Origin of the sequence: Mycobacterium sp. E740, from assembly GCF_001672895.1 — a bacterium.
In the GTDB taxonomy this organism is placed as follows: Bacteria; Actinomycetota; Actinomycetes; order Mycobacteriales; family Mycobacteriaceae; genus Mycobacterium.
Genome location: NZ_LZKP01000025.1, coordinates 1 through 14,501, shown reverse-complemented (window position 1 = coordinate 14,501; position 14,501 = coordinate 1). Strand labels below are relative to the sequence as shown.

15 protein-coding genes and 1 pseudogene are annotated in these 14,501 nt (G+C 67.8%); 13 read left to right on the top strand and 3 right to left on the bottom strand.

The features are described 5' to 3' along the window. From A5663_RS02355 to A5663_RS02345, 3 genes are all read left to right on the top strand, one after another. The coding region (locus A5663_RS02355; protein WP_197503268.1) for an acyl-CoA dehydrogenase family protein at positions 1–1,342 on the top strand (1,342 nt) is incomplete at its 5' end. Positions 1,343–1,403: 61 nt separating this feature from the next. Then, complete coding sequence (locus A5663_RS02350; protein ID WP_068143502.1) at positions 1,404–1,676, top strand: hypothetical protein; 273 nt, start codon at positions 1,404–1,406, stop codon at positions 1,674–1,676. Between the two features lie 40 nt (positions 1,677–1,716). Next, positions 1,717–2,028, top strand: a complete 312-nt coding sequence (locus A5663_RS02345) for a hypothetical protein (protein ID WP_068143496.1) — start codon at positions 1,717–1,719, stop codon at positions 2,026–2,028. 8 nt (positions 2,029–2,036) lie between these two features. Here A5663_RS02345 and fadD2 read toward each other — a convergent pair whose 3' ends face one another. Beyond that, a complete protein-coding gene (fadD2, locus tag A5663_RS02340) occupies positions 2,037–3,797 on the bottom strand; it encodes a long-chain-fatty-acid--CoA ligase FadD2 (protein ID WP_068143493.1) in 1,761 nt (586 codons plus the stop codon). A gap of 55 nt (positions 3,798–3,852) precedes the next feature. Between fadD2 and A5663_RS02335 the strand changes: the two genes are divergently transcribed. The 3 genes from A5663_RS02335 (at position 3,853) to A5663_RS02325 (ending at position 7,188) form a co-directional block, all read left to right on the top strand. Beyond that, a complete protein-coding gene (locus tag A5663_RS02335) occupies positions 3,853–5,109 on the top strand; it encodes a DNA polymerase domain-containing protein (protein ID WP_068143491.1) in 1,257 nt (418 codons plus the stop codon). A 124-nt stretch (positions 5,110–5,233) separates the two neighbouring features. Beyond that, entirely contained in the window at positions 5,234–5,650 is a 417-nt protein-coding gene (locus tag A5663_RS02330; RefSeq protein ID WP_068143489.1) for an STAS domain-containing protein, read from the top strand. Positions 5,651–5,775: 125 nt separating this feature from the next. Further along, positions 5,776–7,188 carry an NCS2 family permease gene (locus tag A5663_RS02325; RefSeq protein ID WP_068143487.1) on the top strand — a complete coding sequence of 471 codons (1,413 nt, stop codon included), beginning with the start codon at positions 5,776–5,778 and terminating at the stop codon, positions 7,186–7,188. A gap of 17 nt (positions 7,189–7,205) precedes the next feature. Here the strand turns inward: A5663_RS02325 and A5663_RS02320 are convergent, their stop codons facing one another. Then, positions 7,206–7,865, bottom strand: coding sequence for an IF2 family translation initiation factor (locus A5663_RS02320; RefSeq protein WP_068143484.1), 660 nt, complete (start codon positions 7,863–7,865; stop codon positions 7,206–7,208). Positions 7,866–7,879: 14 nt separating this feature from the next. Continuing rightward, the gene (locus A5663_RS02315) at positions 7,880–8,428 is read right to left on the bottom strand and encodes a CsbD family protein (protein ID WP_068143483.1); all 549 of its coding nucleotides are present in this window, start codon (positions 8,426–8,428) and stop codon (positions 7,880–7,882) included. Between the two features lie 88 nt (positions 8,429–8,516). Here A5663_RS02315 and A5663_RS02310 point away from each other — a divergent pair, with 88 nt between their 5' ends. The 7 genes and pseudogenes from A5663_RS02310 to A5663_RS22875 form a co-directional block, all read left to right on the top strand. Beyond that, positions 8,517–9,533, top strand: coding sequence for a GTP-binding protein (locus A5663_RS02310; protein ID WP_068143500.1), 1,017 nt, complete (start codon positions 8,517–8,519; stop codon positions 9,531–9,533). Positions 9,534–9,552: 19 nt separating this feature from the next. Then, a complete protein-coding gene (locus tag A5663_RS02305; RefSeq protein WP_068143480.1) occupies positions 9,553–10,512 on the top strand; it encodes a DNA polymerase domain-containing protein in 960 nt (319 codons plus the stop codon). Positions 10,513–10,549: 37 nt separating this feature from the next. After that, a complete protein-coding gene (locus A5663_RS02300) occupies positions 10,550–11,476 on the top strand; it encodes an SDR family oxidoreductase (RefSeq protein ID WP_082973893.1) in 927 nt (308 codons plus the stop codon). A gap of 73 nt (positions 11,477–11,549) precedes the next feature. Then, a complete protein-coding gene (locus tag A5663_RS02295; protein WP_068143479.1) occupies positions 11,550–12,512 on the top strand; it encodes a YihY/virulence factor BrkB family protein in 963 nt (320 codons plus the stop codon). Positions 12,513–12,575: 63 nt separating this feature from the next. Next, positions 12,576–13,385: an SDR family oxidoreductase gene (locus tag A5663_RS02290; RefSeq protein WP_068143476.1), complete on the top strand. Its 810-nt coding sequence runs from the start codon at positions 12,576–12,578 to the stop codon at positions 13,383–13,385. A gap of 51 nt (positions 13,386–13,436) precedes the next feature. After that, a complete protein-coding gene (locus tag A5663_RS02285; protein ID WP_156744292.1) occupies positions 13,437–14,345 on the top strand; it encodes an ABC transporter substrate-binding protein in 909 nt (302 codons plus the stop codon). 37 nt (positions 14,346–14,382) lie between these two features. Continuing rightward, positions 14,383–14,501, top strand: a pseudogene (locus tag A5663_RS22875) (VUT family protein); the annotation flags it as partial.

Here is a 14,501-nt window from a genome sequence, read left to right as displayed (position 1 = left end):
CGGCGCAGCAGAAAGTGCTTTCGAGTTCGCCGCCGCGGTCGCCGCCACGCTCGCACCCGAGGCAGCGCAGCACTGCGCCCAGGAGTGCATCCAGGTGCACGGGGGCATCGGCTTCACCTGGGAGCACGACGCGAACGTCTACTACCGGCGCGCGCTGGTGCTCGCCGCCGGCTTCGGCAGACAAGCCGACTACCCGCAGCAGGTCGTCGACGTCGCGACCAGCACTGGTATGCGCAAGCTCAACATCGATCTGGATCCGGAGACCGAGAAGCTGCGCGAGGAGATCCGCGCCGAAGTCGCCGGCCTCAAAGACATTGCGCGCGAGGAGCGCAACACCGCGATCGCTGAAGGTGGCTGGGTACAGCCACACCTGCCGAAGCCGTGGGGTCGCGCGGCCGGGCCCGTGGAGCAGATCATCATCGCGCAGGAGTTCCAGGCCGGCCGCGTCAAGCGTCCACAGATGGGCATCGCGGCGTGGATCATCCCGTCGATCGTCGCGTTCGGCACCGACGAGCAGAAGCAGCGCTTCCTGCCTCCGACGTTCCGCGGCGAAATGATCTGGTGCCAGCTGTTTTCCGAGCCCGGCGCCGGTTCTGACCTGGCGAGCCTGACCACCAAGGCGACCAAGGTCGACGGCGGTTGGCGCATCACCGGCCAGAAGATCTGGACCACCGGCGCGCAGTACTCGGAGTGGGGCGCTCTGCTCGCGCGAACCGATCCCAGCGCACCGAAACACAACGGCATCACCTACTTCCTGCTCGACATGAAGAGCGAAGGGGTGGAGGTCAAGCCGCTGCGTGAGCTGACCGGCAACGCGATGTTCAACACCGTGTTCATCGACGACGTGTTCGTGCCCGACGACATGGTGCTCGGCGAGGTGAACCGCGGCTGGGAGGTCAGTCGCAACACGCTGACCAACGAGCGGGTGTCGATCGGCAGCAGCGAGCCGCCGTTCCTGGCCAGCCTCGACGCCTTCGTCCAGTTTCTCGCCGACGGTCAGTTCGACCAGGCCGAGCAGAACCACGCCGGCCGCCTCATCGCCGAGGGGCACGCCGCCAAGGTGCTCAACATGCGCTCGACGCTGCTGACGCTGGCCGGTGGCGATCCGATGCCGGCCGCGGCGATCTCGAAGCTGCTGTCGATGAAGACCGGTCAGGGCTACGCGGAGTTCGCAGTGTCGACGTTCGGGACCGATGCCGCCGTGGCGGATTCCCAGGAGCTGCCGGGCAAATGGTCGGAGTACCTGCTGGGCAGCCGGGCAACCACGATCTACGGCGGCACCACCGAAGTCCAGCTGAACATCATCGCCGAGCGCCTGCTGGGACTGCCACGAGATCCCTAAATCGAGTTACCACCCGGCGTAACGTGAAACCAACAGTCGCGTACGACGTTTGGTGGAGGCGATGAGCAGCACCCGCACGGTTCGCGCGGCCGTCGTGTCGGTGGCCGCACTGGGGCTGCTGCTCGCTCCGACCGTGCCGGCGGGCATGCCCACGCCGCAGTTCGATGCCCAACCCTGCTACAACGGCGTCCTGCCGGGTAATCCGTGGGCGACGTCCTGCAATTTCGGGCCGCGACTGCCGAAGGTGCGCGGGGGTGCGCCGGACCAGACCGCGGTGATCGCCTGTCGAGACATCCCCGGCTGCCTGTCGTGGTACGTCAACGGGCCGTGGTGAGCGGCCGTTTAGCCGGTGGCGCGACGGCAACCCAACCGACATGACCAATGACGTCGAGAAGCGCTGGGACACGCCCGGAGCGTTCCGTGCGGCCGCGAAATATGTGGCGGCGGTGGTCGCCGCGGCGGCCGTGGCATTCGTCATCTATGCGGTCGTGTCCAAGACCTCGGTGGTCGCCGCCTCGACCGTGCCGACGATCCTGTTGGTCGGCGGCATCGGGGCGTTCGTGAAGACCTATCGCGAGTGGCGGGCGCAGGGCGCCTGGGTGCAGTGGCAGGGCGCGGGCTGGTTCCTGCTCTTGCTGATGCTGGTGTGCCTGTCGATCCCCGGCGCCGCCGCGATGGCCGATTAGCTCAGCAGCTAACCGTCGGCCTTCGCCTGATCACCGTCGCCGTCGGCTGACACCTTTTCGCCGGCGTTCTCGTCGGCCTTCTCGCCGTCGCCGTCGACGTCCATCTCCCGGAGCTCGCGTTTGAGGATCTTGCCCGTCGGGTTGCGCGGCAGCTCGTCGAGGAAAATCACTTCGCGGGGGACCTTGTACCGGGCGAGGTGGTCGCGGACGTAGTGCTTGATGTCGTCCTCGCCGATCGAGGCGCCGTCGGTCTTGACCACGAACGCCCGCAGCCGATGACCCCACTCCTTGTCCTCCACGCCGAGCGCCGTGGCCTCGACGACCTCGGGGTGACCGCTGATCAGATCCTCGACTTCGGCGGGGAACACGTTCTCGCCGCCCGAGACGATCATCTCGTCGTCGCGGCCGCTGACGTAGAGCAGGCCGTGCTCGTCGAAGTACCCGACGTCGCCCGACGACATCAGCCCGTCGACGATCTGCTTGTGGCCGCCGCCGGTGTAGCCCTCGAACGGGAAGAAGTTGCCGACGAAGATCCGCCCGACCTCGCCCTGCGGCAGCTCCTTGCCGTTGTCGTCGAGGATCTTGACCTTCACGCCCTTCACGACAGGGCCGACGGTGGCGGGGTTCTTCTCCAGATCCTTGGGCCGCGCGATCGTGGCGAACGCGATCTCGGTCGATCCGTAGAGGTTGTAGATCACCGGCCCGAGTTTCTCGAGGGCGCGCTGCGCCAGCTCCGCGCCCAGCTGCGAACCCGACACGAACACGATCCGCAGTGAGGACAGGTCCGGCTTGCGCTCCATGTCGTCCAGTGCGGCGAGCATGCGCGAGAGCATCACCGGGACCACGACTACGGCGGTCACCTTGTGCTTCTCGATGTCCTCGAGCACGGTCGCGGGCTTGAACTTCCTGCGCAGCACCAGGGTCGTGCCCAGCATCATCGCGATCGTCGCGTGCAGGAAGCCCAGCGCGTGGAACATCGGCGCGGGCAACGACGTGATCTCGCCGCCCTTGAACGGCACGTGCGACAGCACACCGCCGATCGGGGCGAGCGTCGGCGGAGTACTTCTGTTGGCGCCCTTGGGAGTTCCCGTCGTACCGCTGGTCAGGATGATGACCGACGAGTGCTTGGTGGCCTTCGGCGCCGGCTTGTCCGGATGGCGGGAGACGAAGTCCTCGAGCGTCTCGTCGGTACTGTCCGACGCCTCCTCCTTGTCGGGGTTCACGCCGAGCGCTCGCAGCTTGCCCAGTGGCGGATCGGCCTTGGACACCGCCTGGCAGTACTCGTCGTCGTAGATGATCAGCTTGGCGCCCTCCCGTTCGGACACCTCCTTGACCTGCGGACCGGAGAACTCACTGTTGAGCAGGATGATGCGCGCGCCGGTGCGGGCCGCGCCGTAGAGGGCGACGAGGAACCAGCGGTGGTTGCGCGCCAGGATCGCGACCCCGTCACCGCCCTTGACGCCCTTCTCCAGCAGACCGTTGGCCGCCGCGTGCGCCGCCTCGTCGAGTTCTTTGAACGTCATCTCGCCGAAGTCGTCGATGATCGCGGTGCCGTTGGGTGTGCGACGGGCGTTGAGCGCCGGGATCATCCCGAACTCGCCCCAGCGCCGGATGTCGGCGAGCATCGCGGCGATGTTCTGCGGCGGTTCGAGCTTGAACGCTCCGGCGCCGAACATCTTGGCGGCGTAGTGCAGCTCGGCCGACCCCCGTTCGACGAGCTGTTGTGCTTTGGCGACCGCTTGCAACGGGAGATCGGTGAGTCTGGCCATGCAGCCACAATATGTGACCGGCGTCGCAGTGCGGTCGGGAAACTAACATGACGCCATGGCCACGCCCCAGTACCTGGAGGTCGACGGCGAGCGGGTGCCGGTCAGTCATCCGGACAAGGTCGTGATCCCCGGCAGCCGCGAGCACCCAGCGGTCACCAAGGCCGATCTGATCCGCTACTACCTCAGCGTCGCCGACGGCGCCCTGCGCGGTGTGCGGGATCGGCCGATGATCCTCAAGCGATTCGTCAAGGGCATCACCGAGGAAGCGGTGTTCCAGAAGCGGGCGCCCGCGAAACGGCCCGACTTCGTCGACGTCGCCGAGTTGAAGTACGCGTCCGGCACGTCGGCGGCCGAAGCCGTGCTGCGCGATGCGGCCGGTCTGGTCTGGGCGGTGAATCTCGGCTGCGTCGACCTCAATCCGCACCCGGTGCGGGCAGACGATCTGGCGCATCCCGACGAGTTGCGCGTCGACCTCGATCCGATGCCCGGCGTGACGTGGCCCCAGATCATCGACGTGGCGATGGTCGCGCGGGAAGTGCTCGAGGAGCACGGCCTGACGGCCTGGCCCAAGACGTCGGGATCGCGGGGCTTCCACATCTATGCCCGCATCCAGCGGCGGTGGCCGTTCAAGTTCGTGCGGCTGGCTGCCCAGGCGGTCGCCCGCGAGGTGGAACGCCGGGCGCCGGAGATCGCCACCGCGCGCTGGTGGAAGGAGGAACGCGAAGGCGTATTCGTCGATTTCAACCAGAACGCGTTCGACCGGACCGTCGCCTCGGCGTACTCGGTGCGCGCGATGCCGGACGCCCGGGTGTCGACGCCGCTGCTGTGGACCGAGGTACCCGGCTGCCGGCCGGAGGCGTTCACGATCGTGACGGTCCCGCAGCGCTTCGCCGACCACGGCGACCCGTGGGAGGGCATCGACGACTCACCCGGTTCGCTCGACCCGCTGCTGGAGCTGGCCGACCGACTCGGGCCGGCCGAGAAGGCGCCGCGCGGTGGGAAACGATCGGGTGGCGGCGACGGTCGCCGGATTTCGTCGAAGCCGTTGATCGAGATCGCCCGCACCAAAACCAAGGACGAGGCGATGGCGGCGCTCGACGAATGGCGGCGACGTTACCCGTCGGTAGCCGAAAAGCTGGAGCCCGCAGACGTTCTCGTCGACGGGATGCGCGGGCCCAGTTCGATCTGGTACCGCATCCGGATCAACCTCCAGCACGTGCCCGAAGAGCAACGGCCCCCGCAGGAGGAGCTGCTCGCCGACTACAGCCCCTGGCAGAACTACTCGGGCGCGCAGTGGATGCGCGGTGGTTGAAGTATTTGCTAGTCAAAGCAAATCCGGCTTCTTACCAAAGTATTAGCCGCTGCTCCCGGTTGCCTTAAGTTGGCCACATAACTTGGGCGTCAAGACACAGGTTGAGGTGCTCCCAGGAGGCGGGATGTCCGGAAAACTCTACGGAAATCCGACATTCGACTGCGCCGGTGCCCAGCTTCACGCGGTGTGCCGCCAGCTGGCGACGGTCGTCACCATCGACGGAACCATCGATGACACGAACATCGAGCGGATCACGGCGCTCACCCGCCGCTTCGTCCTCGCCGAGAAGCCGTTCATCCTCGACCTCAGCGGCGTGAGTTGCTGCACGGGGCAAGTCGTTTCGCTGTTGTACGACGTGGACGAGTGCTGCTTCCATGCCGACGTGGAGTGGTCGGTCATCGCCAGCGATGCCGTGCGGCACGTGCTGCACGGGGTGAGGTTCCCGATTGCCGAGTCGGTTCCGGACGCGCTTCACGAATTCGCCGAGAACATCGATCAACGGCGCCGCCTGCTGCCGTTGTTGACCAAGAAGACCGCCTAGCGGAAGGCGACGCAAGTGCTACTCGACATTCGTTGGCTCGGTTACCTGCTTGGCCGTCGGCACCCCGCGGCCAAGCAGACCGCGCTCACCGCTCACTGACACAGCTGTAGTCCCCTGGCCGAGGGATGACTCGCCTCGACCGGTTCTTCGAGATCTCTGCGCGCGGCACGACCGTCGGCGCTGAGGTCCGCGGCGGTCTCGTCACGTTCATCGCGATGGCCTACATCATCGTGCTGAACCCGATCATCCTCACGGCGTCCGAGGACGTCACCGGCGCCAAGCTGCAATTCGCCGAAGTGTCCGCGGTGACGGCGCTGTCGGCGGGCGTGATGACGATCCTGTTCGGTCTCGTCGCGCGGTTACCGTTCGCGTTCGCCGCCGGGCTCGGCATCAACTCCTTCGTCGCCACGACGCTCGTCGGCTCCCTCACCTGGGCCGAAGCCATGGGCCTGGTGGTGATCAACGGGCTCGTCATCGTGGTGCTCGCCGTGACGGGGCTACGGCGCATGGTGTTCGACGCCGTACCGATGCAGCTCAAGCTCGCGATAACGGCCGGCATCGGGCTCTACATCTTGTTCATCGGTCTGGTCGACGCGGGTTTCATCGGGTCCACCGGGATGCGGTCGCCACCGCTGGGTCTGGGCGATGGCGGCGACGGTTCCATCAGCACTGTGCCCACCGTCGTCTTCGTCGTCACGCTGCTGCTCACCGGAACCCTGGTGGCGCGAAAAGTGCGGGGCGGCATACTGATCGGGCTCATCGCCGGCACTGTCGTCGCCGTCGTCATCGAAGCCGTATGGCACCTCGGCTCGGCCGGCGACAAGGCCGGCGGGTGGAGTCTGTCGGTGCCCACCCTGACGGGTTCTCCGTTCGCCGTCCCCGACCTGTCCCTCGTCGGCGCCTTCAGCATGGACAGCTTCGGACGGATCGGGGTGATCTCTGCGGTCATGTTCGTGTTCACCCTGGTGTTCGCGAACTTCTTCGACGCGATGGGCGTTTTCACGGGGTTGTCGCGGGAGGCGGGCCTGGCCGACGAGCAGGGCACGTTCCCGCGCCTGCGACCGGCGCTGATCGTCGAAGGTGCCGGCGCGGTGGTCGGCGGCGCTTCGTCGGCGTCGTCGAACACCGTCTACCTGGAATCCGGCGCAGGGATCGGCGAGGGCGCCAGGACGGGCCTGGCGAACGTGGTGACCGGTGCGCTGTTCCTCGCCGCGATGTTCGTCTCGCCGCTGGCCTCGGTGGTGCCCACCGAGGTGGCCGCGGCGGCGTTGGTGATCGTCGGCGCGATGATGGTGTCGCACCTGCGCCACATCGATCTCGCCGAGTTTTCGGTGACCCTACCGGTGGTGCTGACTGTGGCGACGATGCCGTTCTCGTACTCGATCGCCAACGGCATCGGCGTCGGCTTCATCGCGTGGGTAGTGCTGCGATCGGCGGTGGGCAAGGCACGCGACATCAGCCCGCTGATGTGGGTCGTCGCCGCAGGCTTTCTGCTCTACTTCGCCCGGGACTGGATCGAGTCGCTGATCGGCATGTGACGCCCGGTCGAGTGCAATCAGTCTCGGCGCGCCTCTTTCTCCGCCTCGGCGAATTCCTCGATGGTGTCGGCCTGCGCGCGCGTGACCGTGGCGTCGATGAGTTTGTCCTGGGCGTCTTGCAGTTTTACTCCCGCATTCGCGGCAGCGCCGCGCTCGGCAGCGCGGATCTGCTCTTCTTCACGACGTTTCGCGGCTTCGACATCCTGCTTGCGCTCTGCAGCGATCTGGTCGGCCTGCTTCTTGCCCTCGACGATGTCCTTCTCGGCCTCCTCGATGGCCGCGCGCTTACGCTGCTGGGCCTCTTGCCGCGCCTCGCGCGCCTCGCGGTCGGTCTCCTCGAAAACCTCCTGCTTGTCCTGCATCGCCTTCGCCTGCGTCACCTTGAGCTCGGCGTCGGCCTGCTTTAGGTTCTCGTCGGCGGCCGCGTCGAGCGCAGCCGCCCGACGCAGCGCATCGCTGCGTTCGACGAGCGCGACACCGCGCTTGCGGAGTTCAGGATCACCGAGCGCGGTGCCGACGGCGGTGTCGAGCATGCCCAGTGAACGGCGGTAGAACAGCCGGGCGGGATCCTCGGAGTCCAGCCGCGCCACGAACTGGTCGTCGATCAACTGCAGCGGCATGCGGGCCAGCTGGTACTGAATCCTCAGTACCGCCCTCGGGATAGCGGTCAGGCTCATGGTCTGGCTCCTTCTCAGGCGTCGTTGTCGAGGTTGTCGGCTTGGCGCCGGATGCGGTCGGCCTCGGCGTGCGCGCTCGCCGACTCCTGGACGGCTTCGCGATGTTCTTCGAGCGCACCGGCGAGTTGGCTGTCGGCGTCGCGGATCCCGGCGCGTTGCTCGGCCTCAGCTTCGCGCTCCCTGCGCTCGGCGTCGAGATCGGCCTGGGTGCGCTGCTCGTCGAGTTCCCGCTGGGCGGCCTGCTCGACGGCGCGCTTCTCGGCCGCCTGCTGACTTTCCACCGCACTCTTCTCGGCGGCCGCTTCGGCGTTCACCGCGGCGCGTTCCTGGGCGCCTTCGCGGCGTGCCTCGGCGACATCGGCGCGCGCATCCCGCGCCTCGGCGTCGGCGACCGATTGAATCGTGGCGGCTTCTTTGCGCTGCTTGGCCTCGGCCTGCTGGAGCTGCCCTTCGGCGGTGAGCGAGTCGTTTCCGGTGACCGCGCCGAACAGCTCTTTGGCCTTGCCCTTCACCGAGTCGACCAGGCTTTCGCGAGCCTGTCCGGCCTTGTCGTGGTCCGTCATTCGGGCCTCCTCTCGTGGGCTTAGGTTCCACATCGGCGAGGGTCCGAAACACGGCTGTGACGGAATCGCTGCAATCATGTGGGACGTGCTGACGACGATCCCGGTCATCGCGCTGACCGGCTATCTCGGCGCGGGCAAGACGACGGTCCTCAACCATGTCCTGCGCACACCGGGAGCCCGCATCGGGGTGGTGATCAATGACTTCGGCGAACTCAACGTCGACGCGGGCCTGGTGACCGGGCAGGTGGACGAACCGGCGTCGATCACGGGTGGCTGCATCTGCTGCCTGCCCGACGACGGCGGACTCGACGAGGCCCTGGCCAAGCTCGCCGATCCGAAGTTGGGCCTCGACGCGATCATCGTGGAGGCCAGCGGCCTGGCCGACCCGATCGCGATATCGCGGCTCATCCGGTTCAGCGGCGTGGACCGCATCCGGCCCGGCGGCATCGTCGACGTCATCGACGCCGCAACGCATTTCGACACCGTCGACGACCGCGACACCCCGCCCGCCCGCTACGGGGCGGCGTCGCTGGTCGTGGTGAACAAGCTCGATCGGATCGCACCGGCCCACCGCGACGACGTCGTCAAGCGCATCGAGGACCGCGTGCGCCAACGCAATCCGGACGTCCACGTGGTCGGCGCCGTCGCAGGTCGGGTGGACCCTGCTCTGCTGTACGACGTGTCCGAAGTGGCGGCCGAAGACGGTCAGCTGTCGCTGCGCGAACTGCTGGTCGACGCCGAAACGCACGAGCATCCGCACGTGCACGCCGACTCGGTGACCGTTACCGGCGGCGGGTGCGTAGACCCCGGCGCCCTGCTCGACCTTCTCGAGTGTCCGCCGGAGAACGTCTACCGGATCAAAGGCACCGTCGCGGTGCGCTACCGCGACCGGAGCCGCGCCTACGTCGTCAACGTGGTCGGCACGTCAGTGCACATCACGACCGCACCGGCGAAGGCCAGAACCAACAACCTCGTCGCGATCGGCACGCACATCGACACAACGGACGTCCGGGCGCGGGTGCAAGCGGCGCTGCACCCGCATGACGGCCCGCCGCCCGCCGCCGGGGTGCGCCGCTTGCAACGCTATCGGCGGCTGAGCGTATGACGCTGCCTACAGTGGCGTCATGAGCGTCGCCGAGGAGCGCGCCGGAGTCGGCCTGACGAACCTCGACCAGCCGCTGAGCGAGGATGCCGGCGCGACGAAACGCGATCTCGTCGACTATCTCGACGCGGTGTCCGAACGGATTCTCCCCGGCTTGGCCGACCGTCCACTGACCGTGCTGCGGGCGTTGCGGGGCCAGGCGCCGTTCATGCAGAAGAACGTGCCGAAGTACACGCCGGACTGGGTGAAGACCGTCACGATGTGGGCGGAGTCATCGCATCGCGAGGTGCGCTATGCCCTGTGTGACGACCGGCGCACGCTGCTGTGGCTGGCCAACCAGCGCGCCGTCGAGTACCACCCGACGCTGGGCCTGGCCGGCGACATCTACCGGCCCACCCACCTGGTGCTCGACCTCGACCCGCCGCCGGGTAGCGACTTCGGCGTCGTGGTCGCGGCGGCACAGCTTGTCCGCCAGGCACTTTCGGACTGCGGCCTGTCGGGCGCGGTGAAGACCAGCGGCGCCAAGGGAATTCATGTGTTCGTCCCGGTGGACGGCAGCGCCCCGGTCGAGGACGTCGCAGCGGCCACCAGAGCGCTGGCAGCCCGTGCCGAGGCGATCGACCCGACTTGTACCACTACGGCTTTCATCGTCGAGGACCGCCAGGGCAAGGTGTTCGTCGATTCCACCCGCGCCGGCGGGGCGACCGTCGTCGCCGCTTACAGCCCGCGCCTGCGGGCCGGCACGCCCGTGTCCTTTCCGGTGGCGTGGTCGGACCTGGATCGCATCACCCCGGCCGATTTCACCGTGCACACCGCGCTCGACGCCCTGGGTTCGCGGGATCCGTGGAACGACGACATGCCCGCCCCACAGGCACTGCCGGCTGAGCTCGTCGAGCACGGCCGCACGATCCCCGTCGCACGAGTGGCCGCGATGCACGAAGGCAAGCGGCGGGCACGCGCGCGGCGCTCGAAGGCCGACTGACCGGTTTGCCATGGGCGCCAACGGGTAGTCGGCACCGGTGATCGGCGACGCGGCTCGGTTGTTGCGCAGCACCGCGACGCGCGCGGTGGGCGCGCTGCCGATTGTCGGCCCCGCCCTCGCGCCGCCACCCCGGCTCGAGATCGACGGCAGCGTCGTGTTCATCACGGGTGCCGCTCGCGGGTTGGGCGCCGAGATCGCCCGGCAGGCGTACACGCGCGGGGCGCATGTCGCGCTCGTGGGGCGTCGTTTACCGACGTTGGAGGAACTGGCCGCCGAACTGGGTGACAGGGCCGCGGCGTTCCAGGCCGACGTGACCGACGCCGAGGCGTTGCAGCGGGCCGCTGACGGCACCGCCGAGACGTTCGGCGGCATCGACGTGGTGGTCGCCAACGCAGGCATCGCCCCGCCGTCACAACCGGTCACCACCATGGCGCCGGACGACTTCGAACACACCGTGGAGGTCGACCTGCTGGGTCAGTGGCGCACGGTGCGCGCCACGTTGCCCAGCGTGCTGGAGCGCCGGGGCCACGTGCTGTTCGTCGGCTCCATCTACGCGTTCTTCAACGGCGTGCTGGCCGCGCCGTACGCGGTCAGCAAGGCCGGCGTCGAGCAGCTCGCCAGGACCCTGCGCGTCGAGCTGGCCCAGCACGGGGTGACCGCCGGCATCGCCTATCTCGGCTTCATCGACACCGATCTGACGTCCGACGCCTTCGCCGACGAGCACGCGGCGGCGATCCGCGAAGTGGCTCCCGGATTCATCACCGCGCCGATGGCCGTCGAGGACGCGGCCGCGGCCGTGCTTTCCGGTATCGAACGGCGCGCACCGCAGGTCAGCGCACCCGCGTGGGTCGCTCCGGCGCTGGCGGCGCGGAGCTTGACCACGACGGTGATGGACCAGGTGCTCATGACCAATCCCGGGGTGGCGCGCGCCGTGGGCGCCGCCGAAGCCGATGCCCGCGGCTGACGGCGATTCGCCGGTCGGATAAACGGGTATCGACCAGCGCATCAGTGAGGCCCGTGGTTGAGGGAGTCCGGAGATGGTGGGCTGGCTGGACAGGCTGCAGCGACGTCACCGCCGCGTCGGCTTCGTCATCGCCGTCGTCTACAAGTACGTCGACGACCAGGGCGGCTACCTGGCCGCGCTGATCACCTACTACGCGTTCGTGTCGCTGTTTCCGCTGCTGTTGCTGCTGACGACGGTGCTCGGCGTGGTCCTCATCGGCCGCCCGGAGCTGCAGCACCAGATCGTCGAATCCACGATGAGCCAGTTCCCGGTCATCGGCTCCCAACTGCAGCAACCCGAACAACTCAGCGGCGGCGTCACCGCTGTCGTCGTCGGCATCGCCGGTGCCCTGTACGGCGGGCTGGGAGTGGGGCAGGCCATCCAGAACGCGATGGACTCGGTGTGGGCGGTGCCGCGCAACAACCGCCCCGACCCGTTCCGGTCGCGGCTGCGCAGCCTGCTGCTGTTGTTCGTGCTCGGGTCGGCGGCGATCGCGGCGACGGTGCTTTCGGCGGTGGGCCACGCGACCGCCGGGCTGGGGCTGTTCGGCAAGATCGGCGTCACCGTCGTCACGGTGGCGATCAATGCGGTGATCTGCCTGGTGGCGTTTCGCGTCACCACCGTGCGTCACCTGTCGTACCGCGACGTCCTCCCCGGCGCGCTGACCGCCGCCGTCATCTGGCAACTGCTGCAGTGGTTCGGCGCGAACTATGTCGCGCACACGATCAAGTCGGCGAGCGCCACGAACAGCGTGTTCGCGTTGGTGCTGGGCCTGCTCGCGTTCCTGTACCTCGTGTCGGTGACGCTGGTGATGTGCGCGGAGATCAACGTCGTCCGGGTGGACCACCTCTACCCCCGGGCGTTGCTGACGCCGTTCACCGACGACGTCGATCTCACCCCCGCCGACCGCCGCACCTACACGCGCAGGGCGAAAGCCGAACGGGCGAAAGGCTTTCAGAAGGTCAGTGTGCGATTCGACTCGGACCATCGTGAGTAGCGCATCGATCGGTTGCGCACCTCACGACGAGCCGACCACCACCGAAGCGGGTATGCCCCTCCCATGACCAAACCCTCCCCTGATCGCAAAGCCGTCTTCATCACCGGTGCCGCGGCCGGCATCGGCCGTGCCACCGCGCTGACGTTCGCCCGCAACGGGTTCGTCGTCGGCGGTTACGACATCGACGAGGTCGGGCTCAAGACCCTGGCCGACGAGATCGACCAGCTGGGCGCAGTCGCGCATACCGGGCACCTCGACGTCACCGATCCCGACGAGATGGCGCTGCGGGTGGGCGAGTTCGCCGAGGCCGCGGGTGACCGGCTCGACGTCATGATCAACAACGCGGGAATCCTGCGCGCCGGCCGCTTCGAGGAGATGGACATCGACGGCCACCTCAAGGAGATCGACATCAACGCCAAAGGCGTCGTCAACGGCCTGTACGCGGCGTTTCCCTACCTGCGCAAGACGCCCAACTCCGTCGTCGTCAACCTCTCCTCGGCCTCGGCGATCTACGGCCAGGCCGAGTTGGCGAACTACAGCGCTACGAAGTTCTTCGTCCGCGGGATCACCGAGGCGCTCGACATCGAGTGGAACCGCTACGGCATCCGCGTCATCGCGATGTGGCCGCTGTACGTGCAGACCGCGATGACCGACAGCATCAAGACCGGCACCACCGACTCGCTCGGCATCCGGCTCACCGCACAGGGCATCGCCGACGCGATCGTCAAGGCGACCGAACCGTCGTGGTTGCGGCGCGCCCTGCACCAGGTGCACTTCCCCGTCGGCTCGCAGACCAAGGTGCTGACCGCCGGGTCGCGGTTCTCACCGGGGTGGCTGACCCGGCTGGTGAACAAGCGGCTCGCGCACTCCTGACGTTCGCCGTGTTGTTCGGGCAGTTCCGAATCGGTTGGCTACGCTCGCCGAGTGGTCACACGGCTGACTCGGCGAGGGTTCCTGGCGATGACCGCGGGCACGGCGCTCGTCGCCGCGGGCTGCGGTTCGGACAAGCCGGGCACCGTCGCCAAGGACGGATCGGTCACCGTCAAGCACGTCTTCGGTGAGACCAAGATCCCAGCACCGCCCAAGCGGGTGGTCAGCGCGGGACTGACCGAACAGGACGACCTGCTGGCGCTCGGAGTGGTGCCGATCGCCGTCACCGACTGGTTCGGCGGCGAACCGTTCGCGGTATGGCCGTGGGCGCAACCGAAACTCGGCGGCGCCCAACCCACGGTGCTGAGCCTCGCCGACGGAATCCAGGTCACCCAGATCGCGGGGCTGAAGCCGGATCTGATCGTGGCGGTCAATGCCGGACTTGACCACGACACCTACACGAAGCTGTCCGAGATCGCGCCGACGGTCGCGCAGTCCGGGCAGGACGCGTTCTTCGAGCCCTGGCAGGAGCAGTCCGGCACCGTCGGTCAGGCGGTCTTCAAGCACGACGAGATGCAGAGTCTGATCGCGGGGGTCGACGACAAGTTCACCGCGGTGGGCAAGAACAACGCCGCGTGGGCGGGCAGGTCCGCGGCGTTGCTGCACGGCCAGCTGCGCGACGGTAAGCCGCAGGCCCTGACGCCGGATTGGCGCGGCGAGTTCCTCACCCACATCGGACTGCGCGCCGTGGACAACGTCGACCTCGCCGACGTGCTGATCTGGAACACCGAAACCGACGAGGAACGGGCTGCACTGCTCGCAGACCCGGCCGTCGCGAAACGCGGTAAGGCCAACATCTTCACGGGCAAGGAACTCGCGGGCGCGATCGCGTTCGCCTCGCCGCTGTCGTACCCCCTGGTGGCCGACCGCCTGCCGCCGCTCATCGGGCAAGCGCTGAGCTGACGGGGCGTCCAGACGGCTGGGCTGTCAAAATGGCGCGGTGACGGTTACTCCGGACACCCGTACGACCGAGGACCGCGGCTTCGCGACGACCGGCTCTGCCTACTATCCGACGCTGGTCGCGGTCTTCACCGGCCTGGTGTTGATCTCCAACGTGGC

Coding starts and splice junctions, on each gene's coding strand:
- A5663_RS02350 (WP_068143502.1), top strand. CDS start 1,404: ATGAGCAGCACCCGCACGGTTCGCGCGGCCGTCGTGTCGGTGGCCGCA.
- A5663_RS02345 (WP_068143496.1), top strand. CDS start 1,717: ATGACCAATGACGTCGAGAAGCGCTGGGACACGCCCGGAGCGTTCCGT.
- fadD2 (WP_068143493.1), bottom strand. CDS start 3,797: ATGGCCAGACTCACCGATCTCCCGTTGCAAGCGGTCGCCAAAGCACAA.
- A5663_RS02335 (WP_068143491.1), top strand. CDS start 3,853: ATGGCCACGCCCCAGTACCTGGAGGTCGACGGCGAGCGGGTGCCGGTC.
- A5663_RS02330 (WP_068143489.1), top strand. CDS start 5,234: ATGTCCGGAAAACTCTACGGAAATCCGACATTCGACTGCGCCGGTGCC.
- A5663_RS02325 (WP_068143487.1), top strand. CDS start 5,776: ATGACTCGCCTCGACCGGTTCTTCGAGATCTCTGCGCGCGGCACGACC.
- A5663_RS02320 (WP_068143484.1), bottom strand. CDS start 7,865: ATGAGCCTGACCGCTATCCCGAGGGCGGTACTGAGGATTCAGTACCAG.
- A5663_RS02315 (WP_068143483.1), bottom strand. CDS start 8,428: ATGACGGACCACGACAAGGCCGGACAGGCTCGCGAAAGCCTGGTCGAC.
- A5663_RS02305 (WP_068143480.1), top strand. CDS start 9,553: ATGAGCGTCGCCGAGGAGCGCGCCGGAGTCGGCCTGACGAACCTCGAC.
- A5663_RS02295 (WP_068143479.1), top strand. CDS start 11,550: ATGGTGGGCTGGCTGGACAGGCTGCAGCGACGTCACCGCCGCGTCGGC.
- A5663_RS02290 (WP_068143476.1), top strand. CDS start 12,576: ATGACCAAACCCTCCCCTGATCGCAAAGCCGTCTTCATCACCGGTGCC.